The organism is Neorhizobium galegae, from assembly GCF_021391675.1.
GTDB lineage: Bacteria > Pseudomonadota > Alphaproteobacteria > Rhizobiales > Rhizobiaceae > Neorhizobium > Neorhizobium galegae_B.
The window spans coordinates 74,044-89,038 of sequence record NZ_CP090097.1 but is presented as its reverse complement, the minus strand read 5'-3'; the positions used below and the strand labels follow the sequence as shown (position 1 = coordinate 89,038).

Annotated in this window: 12 protein-coding genes and 2 pseudogenes; 10 read left to right on the top strand and 4 right to left on the bottom strand. The window is 54.7% G+C overall.

Annotated elements, in window-relative coordinates:
• Window positions 1–83: 83 nt before the first annotated feature.
• From LZK81_RS29075 to nodD1, 3 genes are all read right to left on the bottom strand, one after another.
• Window positions 84–1,292 (bottom strand): beta-ketoacyl-[acyl-carrier-protein] synthase family protein, encoded by a 1,209-nt coding sequence (locus LZK81_RS29075; protein WP_041365347.1) that lies wholly within the window; start codon window positions 1,290–1,292, stop codon window positions 84–86.
• A 1-nt stretch (window position 1,293) separates the two neighbouring features.
• Window positions 1,294–1,572: an acyl carrier protein gene (locus LZK81_RS29070; protein WP_041365345.1), complete on the bottom strand. Its 279-nt coding sequence runs from the start codon at window positions 1,570–1,572 to the stop codon at window positions 1,294–1,296.
• Window positions 1,573–2,221: 649 nt separating this feature from the next.
• Window positions 2,222–3,154: a transcriptional regulator NodD1 gene (gene nodD1 / locus LZK81_RS29065; RefSeq protein ID WP_041365343.1), complete on the bottom strand. Its 933-nt coding sequence runs from the start codon at window positions 3,152–3,154 to the stop codon at window positions 2,222–2,224.
• A 224-nt stretch (window positions 3,155–3,378) separates the two neighbouring features.
• On the opposite strand from nodD1, the gene LZK81_RS29060 reads away from it, so the two are divergent.
• The 6 genes from LZK81_RS29060 to LZK81_RS29035 all read left to right on the top strand — a co-directional run bounded on the left by LZK81_RS29060 (window position 3,379) and on the right by LZK81_RS29035 (window position 8,554).
• Window positions 3,379–3,969, top strand: coding sequence for a NodA family N-acyltransferase (locus LZK81_RS29060; protein ID WP_041365341.1), 591 nt, complete (start codon window positions 3,379–3,381; stop codon window positions 3,967–3,969).
• The gene (gene nodB / locus LZK81_RS29055; protein WP_080952686.1) at window positions 3,966–4,610 is read left to right on the top strand and encodes a chitooligosaccharide deacetylase NodB; all 645 of its coding nucleotides are present in this window, start codon (window positions 3,966–3,968) and stop codon (window positions 4,608–4,610) included. The genes LZK81_RS29060 and nodB overlap by 4 nt, the downstream gene beginning before the upstream one ends.
• Before the next feature lie 23 nt (window positions 4,611–4,633).
• Window positions 4,634–5,935 (top strand): chitooligosaccharide synthase NodC, encoded by a 1,302-nt coding sequence (gene nodC, locus LZK81_RS29050; RefSeq protein WP_233957871.1) that lies wholly within the window; start codon window positions 4,634–4,636, stop codon window positions 5,933–5,935.
• Between the two features lie 50 nt (window positions 5,936–5,985).
• Window positions 5,986–6,981 (top strand): nodulation factor ABC transporter ATP-binding protein NodI, encoded by a 996-nt coding sequence (gene nodI, locus LZK81_RS29045; RefSeq protein ID WP_080952687.1) that lies wholly within the window; start codon window positions 5,986–5,988, stop codon window positions 6,979–6,981.
• 2 nt (window positions 6,982–6,983) lie between these two features.
• Window positions 6,984–7,772, top strand: a complete 789-nt coding sequence (locus LZK81_RS29040) for an ABC transporter permease (protein WP_233957870.1) — start codon at window positions 6,984–6,986, stop codon at window positions 7,770–7,772.
• A 440-nt stretch (window positions 7,773–8,212) separates the two neighbouring features.
• Window positions 8,213–8,554 (top strand): hypothetical protein, encoded by a 342-nt coding sequence (locus LZK81_RS29035; protein WP_041365334.1) that lies wholly within the window; start codon window positions 8,213–8,215, stop codon window positions 8,552–8,554.
• An 88-nt stretch (window positions 8,555–8,642) separates the two neighbouring features.
• Here the strand turns inward: LZK81_RS29035 and LZK81_RS29030 are convergent.
• A pseudogene (locus tag LZK81_RS29030) lies at window positions 8,643–10,197 on the bottom strand (ISL3 family transposase).
• A 181-nt stretch (window positions 10,198–10,378) separates the two neighbouring features.
• Between LZK81_RS29030 and LZK81_RS29025 the strand changes: the two are divergent.
• From LZK81_RS29025 to nifK, 4 genes and pseudogenes are all read left to right on the top strand, one after another.
• A pseudogene (locus LZK81_RS29025) lies at window positions 10,379–10,616 on the top strand (IS66 family transposase zinc-finger binding domain-containing protein); the annotation flags it as partial.
• A gap of 238 nt (window positions 10,617–10,854) precedes the next feature.
• Window positions 10,855–11,751 (top strand): nitrogenase iron protein, encoded by an 897-nt coding sequence (nifH, locus tag LZK81_RS29020; protein ID WP_041365305.1) that lies wholly within the window; start codon window positions 10,855–10,857, stop codon window positions 11,749–11,751.
• Window positions 11,752–11,852: 101 nt separating this feature from the next.
• Entirely contained in the window at window positions 11,853–13,352 is a 1,500-nt protein-coding gene (gene nifD / locus LZK81_RS29015) for a nitrogenase molybdenum-iron protein alpha chain (protein WP_233957869.1), read from the top strand.
• 98 nt (window positions 13,353–13,450) lie between these two features.
• Window positions 13,451–14,992, top strand: a complete 1,542-nt coding sequence (nifK, locus tag LZK81_RS29010; RefSeq protein WP_046602080.1) for a nitrogenase molybdenum-iron protein subunit beta — start codon at window positions 13,451–13,453, stop codon at window positions 14,990–14,992.
• Window positions 14,993–14,995: the final 3 nt, after the last annotated feature.

The window sequence follows — 14,995 nt, the reverse complement described above, 5'->3', positions numbered from 1 at the left end:
TCCACCCCTCTAGTTATGGTAGATTTGATGATGGCCGCCTGTTCAAATCGCTCAGGGGAGCAGGAAATTGGCGGTTCAGGACCCTACACGCCCTTAAAGGCCAATACGGCGTTGGTGCCACCCATCGCAAAGGAGTTGCTTAAGGCAACACGTACCTTACGTTGACGCGCCACATTGGGCGTAACGTCTAGATCGCAGTCAGGGTCATGCTCTCGATGGTTTGCGGTCGGCGGCACTACGCCCTCTCTGATCGCCATCACGCATGCAATCATTTCGAGTGCGCTCGCTGCGCCAAGGCAATGCGCGTGCATCGACTTCGTGGATGAAATCGACATCGAATATGCATGGTCGCCGAAGACGCGTTTAACCGCGGCTGTTTCCGTTAAATCGTTAGCCTTGGTGCCGGTACCGTGAGCATTAAGGTAATCGACATCTTCGGGGTTTAAGCCGCCGTCAGCAAGGCAATTTCGCATCGCTGACTCTGGTCCCTCAACTGATGGGCTCGTGATATCGAAAGCGTCGGCGGAAAGGCCTACTCCGACGATCTCGGCAAGTATAGTAGCGCCGCGAGCGGCGGCATGCTCATAGCTTTCCAGTACTGCCATGCCTGCGCCCTCACCCAGGACAACACCCCTTCGATCGGCGGAAAACGGGCGGCACGTATCCGGCGCTAGTATCCGCAAAGCCTCCCAGGCCTTCAGTACTCCGTAGGTGAGCGGGGCATCGCTACCGCCAGCGAGCATCACATCAGCGCGGCCCAGCTTGATTTGATCCACCGCTGTAGCGATGGCGTGATTCGCCGACGCGCAAGCGGAAGTAACCCCAAATACCGGACCCAATAGGCGCAGCACCATGCTCACCTGTGCGGCTGGCGCGCTTGGCATGGCTTTGAGGGCACTGAAGATGGGCACGCGGGTTGCTCCGCCCAAAAAGAGGCTGCGGTAGCTCTGCTCGATTGCATCCCAACCGCAGCCGCAGACGCCAACGGTTGCGCCGAAGCGGGTGCGGTTTCCTTCATTGACTGAAAGCCCAGCATGTCGCAGCGCTTCCCATGCTGCAATCACAGCCAAGAGGCTGAAGCGGTCCATCGAGGCAAGTTGCTTGCGGCTGATCTCGTGCTCGGGCAGCATCCCTATCTCGGACCCAACAGTCCCTTCGAGATCGTAAAGCGGGGTGTTAGCAATTGGACCGATTGCTGCGCGACCTTCCCGCATTTCTGTCCAAATTGATTTTGCGTCGGTTCCTAAGCCGCAAAGCCCACCCATCCCAGTGATAACTACCCGTCTGTTCATTTCAAACCTCCTTCGCAATCAATCCGCGGACGGCCTGGACAACGTCACCAACATTGCTGAGATTTGACCACGCGTCGGATGTGTTCAGCTCAATTTTGATCCCGTGGGCCTGCTCCAGATCCCAAAGGACGTCAGCCAGCCCCAAAGAGTCGATACCCAGTGACGCCAATTCCGTTTCGGTTGTTATTTCGGTCATTGATGCAGCTGCTATCCCGTCCAGCTCCGAATCAACGCGCCGCTTGATCGTGGCGATAACTTCAATCGCGAGTTCATCAGCCATTCTTTATCCTCCATGCGTTCTGGTTTAAGAGGGCAAATCTGCGTGTTAAACGACACGCAACTCCTCTCCGTTGGCAAGCAAACATATGAGCGAGACCCCAGGCGCGAAGTGCTGTGAGCTGGCTCTTGTCGGATCCTATGTTGCATTTGGCGCCACTAGTAAAATTGATTGCGTGGATTTGAAGCATTTGTCCGGCGAATGCGCCGTGGAGCATCGATTAAGAGGTCACTTGGGAGCCAGCCCGGGCGCTCCTCGTGACGAGACCTCCATCGTCGGGCCGCTACGGTCAAAGCCTAATCCGCCGACTGGCTCTTGATCGCTAGACGTAAGCGAAATTGCGAAATGGACATATGCCGTCCGTCAGCTCGGGGGCCACAATTGTCGATCGCCTGCGATCAAAAGGGATCACAAGGTTGAGCGCAATGTAGTCAGCGAGGGGGGAAGTGTGATGATGTCCAAGGAGCGGCGTTGCCCCCGTCCTAAGCCAGCGATGTTCCGAAAAGCTGGATCTGCATTGTCTTCATTCAGCTAGCATCGTTGAAGAAAGAGCAAAATCACGCTGTTCGCCGAACGTTACAATTCTGTCGCGTCAACACCGTTCCGTGGCTTCTATCGGGTCAGCAGCATCCGTCCAAGCGAACGGTACCGCCTAAACAGCCGACGTCTCCGATGAAGCTTCCATCCGGGAAGCTTCATCAAACATGATCTCACGCATCCAGATGTTGCCTGGGTCGGTATTGTGAAGCGCGGGCCATTGGACTGCCAGGGGGAAGTGGAGAGGTGGAAGCGGATGTTCGACTATCTTCAGGGGTATCGTCTGCTCGAAATGTTTCACCAATCGCATTGGAAGGGTCGCTATTCGGTCCGTCCCCACGAGCAGTGGCGGGATCAAAGTAAAGCCTGGTACGACGAGCTCAATCCTCCTTCTAAACCCATGTTCGAGCAATAGCCATTGCTCAACTGAAGGCTTCATTAAACGGCCAAATTTGGCCGCGACGTGCCCCATCGACATAAACTTTTCCATGGAAAGCCGATCTTCCAACTGCTTGTTCATTGGGCATCCTACGCAAACAAGCGTCTCATCGAAGAGCTTCGCTTTGGGATGGATGTTCGGCATCAGCAAATCCGGCAGAATCAGAAAATCAACGTCGCCCCGGCGCAGAAGCTCGTCAGGATCGTCATCAAGGGGCAACAGTTCAAAGGTCACACGGGGCGCCTCCCGCGCAATTCGCTTTATCACCTTCTCCATGAATATCAGTGTCATGAAGTCGGACAGGATAATTCTGAATCGACGATCGGACTCCGCGGGTTTGATCGGATCCCAGGCGATAACAGAGAGTTGGATGTGGAGCAGGGTGTCTCGAACAGCAGGCGCAAGTGCTTCGGCACGGGGTGTCAAAATGAGTTCGCGCCCTTGCATCACGAAGAGATCATCATGGAAATAATTTCGGAGACGGGCGATAGCTGCACTCATTGCCGGTTGACTGAGGTTGATGCGCCGGGCTGCGGCAGTTAATTGCCGCTCGGTCATCAGAGCGTCGAGCGCTACAAGCAGGTTTAAGTCCAAGCCTCTGAATCGCATCCGATATCCATCTCCTAGATGCCTCATATCCAAACAATAGATTTTACCGATATCATCTCATCGAACTAGAAGACCCACTATCCTGCAGAAATCGGGCCGGTCAAGGAGGGCTGCTGTGCATTGGTGGGCCAAGCCAGCTCCACAGCCCAAAGCAGCGGTCCCGTGCGTTGGATTGCTGCTGTTTATGGTTGTTTCCTTTGGTCAAACAACAATTGGAGCGCTGCATGTCTTCCGGGGTGCATTGGAAATTACATTGGGAAACTGAGTTGGCTTCCTCCGACCACGAGGAGCTGGCATCATTCTTTCGAAATACCTATGGCCCAACCGGGAAGTTTAACGCCAAACCCTTCGAGGATGGTCGTAGCTGGGCCGGCGCACGGCCTGAGCTTCGCGCCATTGCCTACGATTCCAAGGGAATAGCCGGTCATCTAGGGTTGTTACGGCGTTTCATCAGAGTGGGTGAGACAGAAGTACTTGTGGCTGAGTTGGGGTTATATGGTGTTCGACCGGATTTAGAAAAATTGGGCATCGCTCACTCCATTCGAGCCATGGCTCCGGTCGTGGACGACCTTGGCGTGCCTTTCGCATTCGGAACTGTGCGATACGCGATGCGAAATCACATCGAGAGATTCTGCAGGGATGGCGCGGCAAATATCGTGTCCGGCATTCGAGTAGAGTCTACCCTTGCGGATGTCTATCGTGACTGCCCGGCCACTCGAACCGAAGACGTTTTAGTTGTTGTAGTGCCGGTTGGGCGCACAATGAGCGACTGGCCGTCGGGGTCCCTGATACAGCGACGCGGGCCGGAACTATGAAGAACCTCAATATCATAGATAGTGTGGACGTGGATGCTGGTGCCGACGATCCGTGCGTCTACCTGACGTTCGATGACGGTCCCAACCCATTTTGCACACCACATATTTTGGATGTCCTGGCACAGCACGCCGTCTCAGCAACTTTTTTTGTCATTGGTGCGAACGCGGAAGTACATCCAGGCCTTGTTCAACGTATTGTTTCGGAAGGCCACGGTGTGGCCAATCACACGATGACGCATCCCGATCTGGCCACCTGCAGCCGGCCACAGGTGGAACGTGAAATAGATGAAGCAAATAGGGCCATTATCTCCGCATGCCCTGGCGCTTCCATCCGCCACATTCGAGCTCCCTATGGCAAGTGGACGGAAGAAGCTCTCGTCAAATCGGCAAGCTTAGGTTTAGCCCCCGTACATTGGTCAGTTGACCCTCGAGACTGGTCTTGCCCGGGCGTCGACGCCATCGTTGACCGCGTGCTTGCAGCTGCCAAACCCGGATCCATCGTGCTTCTGCACGATGGATGCCCCCCCGGTGCTGCGGACCCGGCCAAGCTTCCAACGCTGCGTGATCAAACGCTTGCAGCCATATCCGCAATCATCAAATCACTGCGTAGCCGTGGACTGACGATCCGTTCACTTCCCTAGCATTGATCAACACACGAGATACTATGACCTTGCTTGAAACAATCGGTATCGCAGCCGTCACGCTTCATGCGCTGTTATCGGCAATCTATAAAAGTATGCAGGCTTTCTATGCGCGCAAAGCCAGCGGCTCACAGCCGCGCTCAAAGGACATTGATCCTGCCGCTTTGCCCAGCGTAGACATCATTGTCCCATGCTTCAACGAAGATCCGGCCATTCTTTCGGCCTGCCTCTCCTCGTTGGCGGGGCAGGACTATGGCGGCAAACTTCGAATATATATGGTTGATGACGGCTCCTGCAATCGTGAGGCAATCTTGCCTGTTCACGACTTCTACACGTCGGATCCGAGGTTCGAATTCCTGCTGCTGTCGAAGAATGTCGGAAAGCGCAAAGCACAGATCGCTGCAATAGAACGGTCATGTGGAGACCTGATCTTAAATGTGGATTCGGACACTTCCATCGCCTCAGACGTCGTGACTCTGCTCGTCGAAAAAATGCGCGGCTCTGACGTTGGCGCCGCCATGGGCCAATTGAAAGCGAGCAATCGCGACAAAAATTTGCTGACGCGCTTGATTGACATGGAATACTGGTTAGCCTGTAACGACGAACGCGCCGCCCAGGCTCGGTTTGGCGCGGTTATGTGTTGCTGCGGCCCGTGCGCTATGTACCGCCGGTCCGCACTTCTCTTGCTTCTTGATCAGTATCAAACGCAACTTTATCGCGGCAAACCAAGTGACTTTGGCGAGGATCGCCATTTAACGATCCTAATGCTAAGTGCAGGATTCAGAACGGAATACGTTCCCGAGGCAATAGCGAAAACTGTCGTACCAGACCGCATGGGGTCCTACCTACGTCAGCAACTACGTTGGGCACGCAGCACCTTCCGTGACACCTTACTCGCTTTGCCTCTTCTGCCTAGCCACAACCGCTTTTTGACATTGGATGCCATTCACCAGAACATCGGACCATTGCTTTTGGCAGTGTCTTCAGCCACCGGCATAACCCAATTCATCTTAACAGCAACGGTGCCAGGATGGACGATCATCATCATCGCGTCGATGACGATGGTGCGATGTTCAGTCGCCGCCTACCGCGCGCGCCAAATCCGATTTCTGGCATTCTCGCTTCACACGCTAATAAACCTGTTCATGTTGATCCCTTTGAAGGGCTTTGCCCTGCTCACGCTCTCCAACAGCGACTGGCTGTCTCGCGGTTCGACGACCGACGGACCGGCGATTGCCGAAAGTAACGCCGCTTCGAATGAAGCTGAGATCGTGGCCTCAGAATCCCCTTTTGGGGGCGGTACTTCGTGGCGCTTTCGGAGGTAGGTATGGGCGAGAACATGGAACGTGAAATGTTGAGACCGAAGACTATAGCAATGGATCAAAACTCTGCCTCCGCTCGATCCAATCCTGAGCGCGAAATCAAGACGGGCCGTCTTGAACCGGCGTCCAACTCTGCGCCTACCATGGCGATCGATCTTCAGGCCGTTACTATGATCTACCGTGACAAAACTGTCGTCGATTCCTTGTCGTTCGGCGTGAAAGCTGGAGAGTGCTTCGGGTTGCTAGGACCAAACGGTGCAGGCAAAAGCACGATTACGCGTATGTTGCTTGGGATGGCGACACCGAGCGCGGGAAAGATATCTGTACTTGGGCTGCCGGTGCCAGGGAAGGCTCGTTTAGCGCGAGCGAGCATCGGGGTAGTGTCGCAGTTCGACAATTTGGACATGGAGTTCACCGTTCGCGAGAATCTATTGGTCTTTGGTCGTTACTTCCAAATGAGTACCCGCGCGATCGAAAAGCTCATCCCATCGCTTTTGGAATTTGCACAGCTTGAGGCCAAAGCCGACGTGCGCGTATCAGACTTGTCGGGCGGCATGAAGCGCCGATTGACGTTGGCGCGAGCACTCGTAAATGATCCGCAACTGTTGATACTGGACGAGCCAACCACTGGCCTCGATCCGCCCGCCCGCCACCAGATATGGGAGCGGCTGCGCTCCCTACTTATTCGCGGCAAGACCATCCTTTTGACAACGCATATGATGGACGAAGCCGAGCGGATGTGTGACCGGTTGTGCGTGCTCGAAGGTGGGCGCATGATCGCCGAAGGCCCGCCTCTCTCCCTGATTGAAGATATAATCGGTTGCCCGGTTATTGAGGTTTACGGGGGCAATCCTGACGAACTCAGTTTGATAGTCAGACCACATGTCGACAGGATCGAGACTAGTGGAGAGACGCTGTTCTGTTACACAGTTAATTCCGACCAGGTCCGCGCCAAGCTGCGGGAATTTCCCAGTCTGCGCCTGCTTGAACGGCCGGCCAATCTGGAAGACGTTTTTTTGCGGCTGACAGGACGCGAGATGGAGAAGTAGCGATGAGTAGAGTTTCTACAGAGGCACTTCCGTCGGGATTGCTGAATTGGGTCGCGGTCTGGCGGCGAAACTTTCTGGCATGGAAGAAAGTAGCTCCAGCATCACTTCTGGGTAATCTTGCCGATCCCATGATTTACATTTTTGGATTAGGGTCAGGACTCGGCGTGATGTTGGGCAATGTCGGCGGCGTTTCCTATTCTGCATTTCTGGCGGCCGGGATGGTCGCAACGAGCGCGATGACCGCATCTACTTTTGAAACGATTTACGCTACGTTTGCTCGGATGCGAGATCACCGCACTTGGGAGGCAATGCTATACACCAAACTTACGCTTGGAGATATCGTACTGGGGGAAATGGCGTGGGCGGCAACGAAGGCGTCTTTAGCAGGCACGGCGATTGGTATTGTGACAGCCACGCTAGCTTATTCGGAATGGGACTCCCTGATCTATGTTTTTCCAGTCATAGCGCTGACGGGCCTTGCCTTCGCGAGCTTATCGATGGTTGTGGCGGCACTGGCCCCCAGTTACGACTATCTGGTTTTTTATCAGTCGCTTGTCATTACCCCGATGTTGGTCCTGTCGGGATCCGTCTTCCCAGTTGAACAGCTCTCACCCATGCTTCAGCGAATAACGCACCTCCTGCCACTTGCACATTCGATCGACCTCATTCGTCCGGCAATGCTTGGTCATCCCGTTCCAGATATCACGCTGCATCTTGGAGCTCTTTGCCTTTACATTGTGCTGCCCTTTTTCGTGTCGATCGCGTTGCTGCGTCGTCGCCTAACCCAATAGCCGCAAACGGGTGGAACTATGAAAGTACTGACTCTCGAATGGGGCTGTGGGTTTCTACGTTCATAGAGACTGAAGATGCGTTCGCCGTGCATTCGGTTAGCCTAGGGTGAGATTCTCTTCGGAATATACAGCGCTAGTAGATATCGAGGGGAACTGAATGGTCCGTAACCATACGGGGAAGCTTGCAATTACCCATAAGTAGCGGAGTCGGTTACGAAAAGTTTTCGCCGAAATCCTGAATCGAAAGAACCACTTGTAATTCTGTGTGGAGCACCTGGTTCGTAAGCGGTGTCTTCCTGCCACATTGACCAAGCGCGGTAGGCCGTTCCGAAAACTACCGTTGCAACATCAACAGCAACAAAGCGCCAAAAGCAGACCAATTCTTTTTCAATTTAATCAGATGCTCTCGATAGGCTCACAAGAAGCTTTCGGAGATCAAAATGGATATAGGTGACTTCAAAACCTATGCACTCGCAGCGGTCCCGATCATCCTTTTCAGCGCTCCGCTCACCTACTGGCAACTCGCAAAAGACCGTTTCAGAGCCGACCAGACGTGGCTCATGGTAAAACTGCTGCTCATAGATTTAGCGATGATGGCATTCGGCGGATGCTATTGGGGCGACGTTTGCACCTCCAGCGATTTCGTAAAGGGGCTTGCCGCGATGGTAGGGCTTACCGGATTGTTCATCTCTTTCCTGCTCGTACCGGTACTTGGCGGCGGGCTTGCTGGACAAGGATTGGGGTGGGCAGTTTGGCGCATGGCCAACCGATCACGAACGTGACGTCCGCTTCAGGAAAAAAAGCGGACTTCAGCCGTTTGTGTGTTTCGGCGTGGAATATTGGCTCTGACGCATATTTGACGCGGTTTTCTCATGTCGCGCCGATCAGGCGGGCTTGAAGCAGATCAAGCTTTCCGCGACCAGTACATCTGGCGCTTCACCAGCTTGAGCTTGGTAATCTGCCCCTCAGTTTGTCCGTTGGACCACGGTGAGACGATCGCTGCTCGGACTGCCTTTATGTCTTTCGCAACGCCATTGCCAAAGGAGGTAACCAGACTTTCGCGAGCGCGGTCGATCCACGGCGCGAGCTCGTTTTCCGCCTTGCGCCGGATCATGCGATGGAAGTCGGCGATGATGTCGCGAGCTTTAACCAGCAAGGGAATACCGCCTTCTATTGCAGCGATGGTGACGGTCTCGGATTTCGTCAGATTGTCTCTGCTAGTTGTCAAAAGGCGGGCGATCGTTCGGGCAGAGGGAATGCGGTTCAACGTTTCCGCATCTGCCTTGTCGGCCCGCTTCCGTCGTGTTGCCCATTCACTCACGACCCGACGCGAACCACGAAAGCCCTGTGTTCTCAACCGCCGCCATAGCTCAGTAGCGTTCCGCTTGCCAGCAGCCCATTGAGCGTCTAGCCATTCGAGATAGGTCTCCAACGAGTTTTCTCTCGACCGAAAGACGTCATTGCGTTGTCCCCTGAGCACTTGGCGGACCAAGCCGCGGCTATGATCAGTACGGCGCACGATTTCCTTGATCGTGACACCGTCCCCTGCGAGCGCCATGATCGCCGCATTGGTCTGTTCGCGCCTGAGATAGCCTTCGTATTGCAGGCGCTCGGCCGCGGTCAGCCGCTTGGGATTGATGCGCGTTGCACCGAGTGTCTTGCGAATTTGCCGCATCGATTTGCGGACGGTGTCCAGGAATGCACGGCTGGCATTTTCCATCAGATGCCATCGATCAGCGATCTGCACTGCATCGGGCAACGCCTTTGCTGCCGCCAGCCCGTAAGCGCCGCCGCGGTCACGAGCAATAATCTGAATTTGGGGATTTCCCCGCAACCAGGCCTCTGCCGTCGCTGGCTCACGGTCCGGTAGCAGCCGGATTGGCCGCCGACGCTCCAGGTCACACACGATCGTGCCATAGCGATGATTGCGCCGCCAGGCCCAGTCATCGATGCCGATCACCGAGGGTGGGATCGATGGCGGTAACCCTTGCCTGCGGATAACTCGTAGCAAGGTGTCGTTACTTACGGGAAGCATCAGCCGCTGGGCAAAACGCGCCGCCGGGCGTCCTCCAAGTGCAAGCGCTAAATGGTGGACGAGATGCTCGAGACGCCCGGTTCGTCTGGCATAGGGAGGTAGCACATCGCCGAACCGCTCGGAGAATATTTGCCTGCCGCAGAGCACCGCGCCACAGGTGAACCTCCGTGTGCGGACGAGAAGTCGGACACGCTTTCCCGAAAGGGGGAGGTCCGCGACCTGGCGGCAATAGCGGCTTCTAACTGTTCGCGATATTCGTCCGCATGCCGGACATGACGCAGTAGCGCCGGCTCGGGAAAGCAAGATGCAGGTCTCATCGTCAATGTGGGTGATGCGTTCGGCGATGAAACCAGCCGGTACCAAATCAGAGGGGCGAAACTTGGTGCTCATCAGGCTGATTCCTTTGTGGAAACCAGCAAGGCAGCATCGTCACAACTGCATCAAAACTGAGTCAGAGCCAAATTTGCACGCCGGAACACAACCAATGACGGTGGCGGCATAACCGAGGCGGAAATCCACTTAGCAAAACGCCCGAAACTGTTCAGACAAACCGAGCCAGCTCTATCGCTACCCCGACGAGTTGCCGCGCTGCGGCAAACTGTCGAAGCTCGGCGAGGATATTACCGAGACCCCTGTGGTTATCCCGCGTCAGTGGAAGGTCATCCAGACAGTGCGGAAGAAGTTCACCTACCGCGAGTGCGAGAAGATTGCGCAGCCGCCAGCACCCTTCCATGTGACGCCCCCGCGGCTTCGCCGGGCCGAACCTGTTGGCGATGATCCTGCCGATGCACAAAGATCTCGGCCGGCATATCGTATGGTCGTCGCGCGTGTGCGACAATGCACACGACTTTTGTCGCCTCCACGACATTTTCCGAATTGGTCCGACGTCAGTTCAATCCATGTTTGCCTTTGAAATTGAAGTCAAATCCGCATTTCCTCGATTCAGGTCGCGACTTGGCACGGTTCTTGCGCCTCCCTATGTGGTGGCGGAAGCTGCCGGCAATTATTGACGGGACAGGGCGACGTTCCATAGGGAAGGCAAGAAGCATGGCAGGTTTGCGTCAAATCGCATTCTACGGAAAAGGCGGGATCGGTAAATCGACCACTTCCCAAAATACGCTCGCGGCGATGGTCGAACTGGGGCAGAGGATCCTCATCGTCGGCTGCGACCCAAAGGCCGATTCAACACGCCTTATCCTGAACGCGAAGGCGCAGGATACTGTTCTTCATCTTGCGGCAACAAAAGGTTCGGTTGAAGACTTGGAACTCCAGGATGTGCTCAAACTGGGGTACAAAGGCATTCGATGTGTGGAGTCCGGTGGTCCGGAACCCGGCGTCGGCTGCGCTGGCCGCGGTGTTATTACGTCTATCAACTTTCTGGAGGAGAACGGCGCATATGATGATGTGGACTATGTCTCCTATGACGTACTGGGCGATGTGGTGTGTGGCGGCTTTGCGATGCCAATTCGGGAAAACAAGGCCCAAGAAATCTACATCGTGATGTCCGGAGAGATGATGGCACTCTACGCTGCCAACAATATCGCCAGAGGCATCCTTAAGTATGCGACGGTCGGCAGCGTGCGCCTAGGTGGCCTGATTTGTAATGAACGTCAGACTGACCGTGAACTGGATCTTGCCGAAGCACTCGCTGCGAGGCTGAATTCAAAGCTCATTCACTTTGTGCCACGCGACAACATCGTGCAGCACGCCGAGCTTAGAAAGATGACGGTGATCCAATATGCCCCAGAATCCCAACAGGCTGGGGAGTACCGAAAGTTGGCTGAGAAAATTCACGCCAACTCGGGCCAAGGGACAATTCCGACTCCGATCACGATGGAAGAGTTGGAGGACATGTTGCTCGACTTCGGAATCATGAAGACAGATGAGCAGATGCTCGCGGAACTTCAGGCCAAGGACGCGAACGCGCCGCTTTCTAGTCGCTGACTCCTTCCGACGAGGTTTGCGCAGTTGATCCCTGCGCGTCGAAACGGATGGCGGCTCGCTCGCGAGGCGCCACTATCATCTTGGAAGCAAGGCAGGATCGAATGAGCGCGAACTACGAAAATGACAGCGCCTTTCACGCGAAGGTGATAGAGGATGTGCTGTCTGGACATCACGATAGGACGGCCAAACGCCGTAACAAGCATCTCAATGTGGCAACGGGTGAAGATGCGAGCAGCCTGGGCAACTCCTCAACGCCCCGATCCGACGTGAAGTCGAACGTTAAATCAATTCCTGGAGTGATGACCATCCGCGGCTGCGCCTATGCAGGCTCAAAGGGTGTCGTTTGGGGCCCGATCAAGGACATGGTCCACATCTCGCATGGACCGGTTGGGTGCGGTCAGTATTCGTGGTCGCAGCGCCGCAACTACTATATGGGTCAAACAGGAATCGATACCTTTGTCACCATGCAATTTACTTCGGACTTTCAAGAGAAGGATATCGTTTTTGGCGGCGACAAAAAACTGGAAAAGGTTATCGATGAGATCGAAGAACTGTTTCCGCTGAACAACGGCGTTACAATACAATCCGAATGCCCGATCGGCCTGATCGGCGACGACATCGAGGCTGTATCTCGGAAGAAGGCAGCAGAATACAAAAAAACGATTGTGCCGGTGCGTTGCGAGGGCTTTCGTGGTGTTTCCCAGTCTCTCGGCCACCACATCGCCAACGATGCTATACGAGATTGGATCTTCGACAAGAAGAACCCGGATTTTACGCCCGGTGCCTTCGACGTTAACGTCATAGGCGATTACAACATAGGTGGTGACGCATGGGCATCGCGCCTTTTACTCGAGGAGGTCGGCCTGCGAGTGATCGGTAACTGGTCTGGAGATGCCACGCTCGCTGAAATAGAGCGCGCACCGAAAGCCAAGCTAAACCTAATCCACTGCTACCGCTCGATGAATTACATATCACGGCACATGGAAGAGAAGTACGACGTCCCTTGGATGGAGTACAATTTTTTTGGTCCAACTCAGATCGCGACCTCGCTACGCGCCATAGCCAAGCACTTTGGGCCTCAGATCGAGGATACGACGGAAAAAGTAATCGCCAAGCATCAACCTTTCATCGATGCTGTGACGGACAGGTACGGTCCGCGCCTCAATGGCAAAAGGGTGATGCTCTACGTCGGCGGCTTGCGCCCCCGTCACGTCATTACTGCCTATGAGGATCTCGGGATGCAGGTCGTCGGCACAGGCTACGAATTCGGTCACGGTGATGATTATCAGCGAACCAGTCATTATACCAAAAAGGGCACTCTGATCTACGACGATCTCAATGGTTACGAACTTGAGAAATTCATCGATGCGATCTGCCCTGACCTGGTCGGCTCGGGTATCAAGGAAAAATACACGGTACAGAAGATGGGCATACCGTTCCGTCAGATGCATTCGTGGGATTATTCCGGCCCGTATCACGGCTATGATGGCTTTGCGATTTTCGCCCGCGACATGGATCTCGCAATAAACAACCCGGTATGGGGCCTCTACGAGGCACCTTGGAAAAAGGCTACGGCACCCTCAGCGGTCGCAGCCGAATAGTCCCCCCTCTGTTCGTAGCCAGAAACTGCTAAAACGTGAAGTGCTTGAGGATAGGTAGGCCTCCGCGCAACGGTACGGCCGTTGAGAAAGGTGACGCCATGACGCGACCAGCCGAAAAAATCCTGGATCATGCTGCCCTGTTCCGCGAACCCGAATACAGGAAGATGTTGGGCGAGAAGAAGATAAACTTCGAATCGCCTCACCTGGACCAAGTCGCTTCGGATCAACGTGACTTCACCAAGACGTGGAAATATCGCGATAAAAATCTGGCTCGCGAAGCGCTCGTCGTTAACCCCGCCAAGGCGTGCCAGCCGTTAGGCGCGGTTTTCGCGGCCGCCGGCTTTGAGCGGACAATGTCTTTTGTACATGGAAGTCAGGGCTGCGCCGCCTACTATCGATCGCATCTGTCGCGCCATTTCAAGGAACCGTCCTCGCTGGTGTCCTCGTCAATGACTGAAGATGCAGCTGTATTCGGCGGCTTGAAAAATATGGTCGACGGTCTTGCCAACGCTTACAAACTCTACGACCCGAAGATGATCGCAGTCTCGACCTCCTGTATGGCGGAGGTGATTGGCGACGATTTACATGGTTTCATCGAGAATGCCAGGAACGAAGGATCCGTACCAGCGGATTTCGACGTGCCGTACGCACACACGCCGGCCTTCGTCGGAAGCCATGTGGATGGTTATGACAGCATGGTCAAAGGTGTACTGGAGCATTTTTGGGCCGGGAAAGAGCGCAGCGAAAACCCATATTCTATCAATATTATCCCAGGTTTCGATGGCTTTTGTGTCGGCAACATACGCGAACTAAAGCGACTGCTCACTTTGATGGACGTGTCCTATGCATTTATTTCGGATGCCTCCGATCAATTCGATACACCATCCGATGGTGAGTTCCGCATGTATGATGGAGGCACAAAGCTCGATGATGTGAAGGCGGCGCTCAACTCCGGCACGACGGTGTCGTTGCAGCACTATAATACTCGCAGGACCCTTGAATATTGCAAAGAAGTTGGACAGGAGACGGCTTCCTTCCACTATCCTCTCGGTGTCCAAGGGACTGACGAATTTCTGATGAAGATATCCGAGATATCCGGAAAGACCATTTCCGAAACCATCCGGCTGGAGAGAGGCCGGTTGATCGATGCCATGGCAGACAGCCAGTCGTGGCTACACGGAAAGAAGTACGCCATCTATGGCGACCCCGACTTTGTTTATGCCATCGCACGTTTCATTATGGAGACTGGCGGCGAACCCACCCACTGTTTGGCCACCAATGGCACGTTGGCGTGGGAAAGCGAGATGAAGGAATTACTCGCATCGTCGCCCTTCGGCGAAGATGCGCAGGTTTGGGCTGGCAAGGATCTGTGGGCAATGAGATCCCTGTTGTTCACCGAACCGGTTGATCTACTGATCGGCAATTCCTATGGAAAATACCTTGAGCGGGATGCCGAGACTCCATTGATCCGACTGACGTTTCCAATCTTCGACCGGCACCACCACCACCGGTTTCCTCTCATGGGATATGTTGGAGGTCTGCGTGTCCTAACGGCTATCCTCGACAAGATCTTCGACAAGCTGGATCATGAGACGATGAAGCTAGGTGCGACTGACTTTTCTTACGACCTTACCCGATAGGAG

What these genes read in the sequence shown, in the direction of transcription:
- LZK81_RS29035 (WP_041365334.1), top strand. Translation starts at nt 8,213, where the DNA reads ATGGATATAGGTGACTTCAAAACCTATGCACTCGCAGCGGTCCCGATC.
- nodI (WP_080952687.1), top strand. Translation starts at nt 5,986, where the DNA reads ATGGATCAAAACTCTGCCTCCGCTCGATCCAATCCTGAGCGCGAAATC.
- nodB (WP_080952686.1), top strand. Translation starts at nt 3,966, where the DNA reads ATGAAGAACCTCAATATCATAGATAGTGTGGACGTGGATGCTGGTGCC.
- LZK81_RS29040 (WP_233957870.1), top strand. Translation starts at nt 6,984, where the DNA reads ATGAGTAGAGTTTCTACAGAGGCACTTCCGTCGGGATTGCTGAATTGG.
- nifH (WP_041365305.1), top strand. Translation starts at nt 10,855, where the DNA reads ATGGCAGGTTTGCGTCAAATCGCATTCTACGGAAAAGGCGGGATCGGT.
- LZK81_RS29070 (WP_041365345.1), bottom strand. Translation starts at nt 1,572, where the DNA reads ATGGCTGATGAACTCGCGATTGAAGTTATCGCCACGATCAAGCGGCGC.
- nifD (WP_233957869.1), top strand. Translation starts at nt 11,853, where the DNA reads ATGAGCGCGAACTACGAAAATGACAGCGCCTTTCACGCGAAGGTGATA.
- nifK (WP_046602080.1), top strand. Translation starts at nt 13,451, where the DNA reads ATGACGCGACCAGCCGAAAAAATCCTGGATCATGCTGCCCTGTTCCGC.
- nodC (WP_233957871.1), top strand. Translation starts at nt 4,634, where the DNA reads ATGACCTTGCTTGAAACAATCGGTATCGCAGCCGTCACGCTTCATGCG.
- nodD1 (WP_041365343.1), bottom strand. Translation starts at nt 3,154, where the DNA reads ATGCGATTCAGAGGCTTGGACTTAAACCTGCTTGTAGCGCTCGACGCT.
- LZK81_RS29075 (WP_041365347.1), bottom strand. Translation starts at nt 1,292, where the DNA reads ATGAACAGACGGGTAGTTATCACTGGGATGGGTGGGCTTTGCGGCTTA.
- LZK81_RS29060 (WP_041365341.1), top strand. Translation starts at nt 3,379, where the DNA reads ATGTCTTCCGGGGTGCATTGGAAATTACATTGGGAAACTGAGTTGGCT.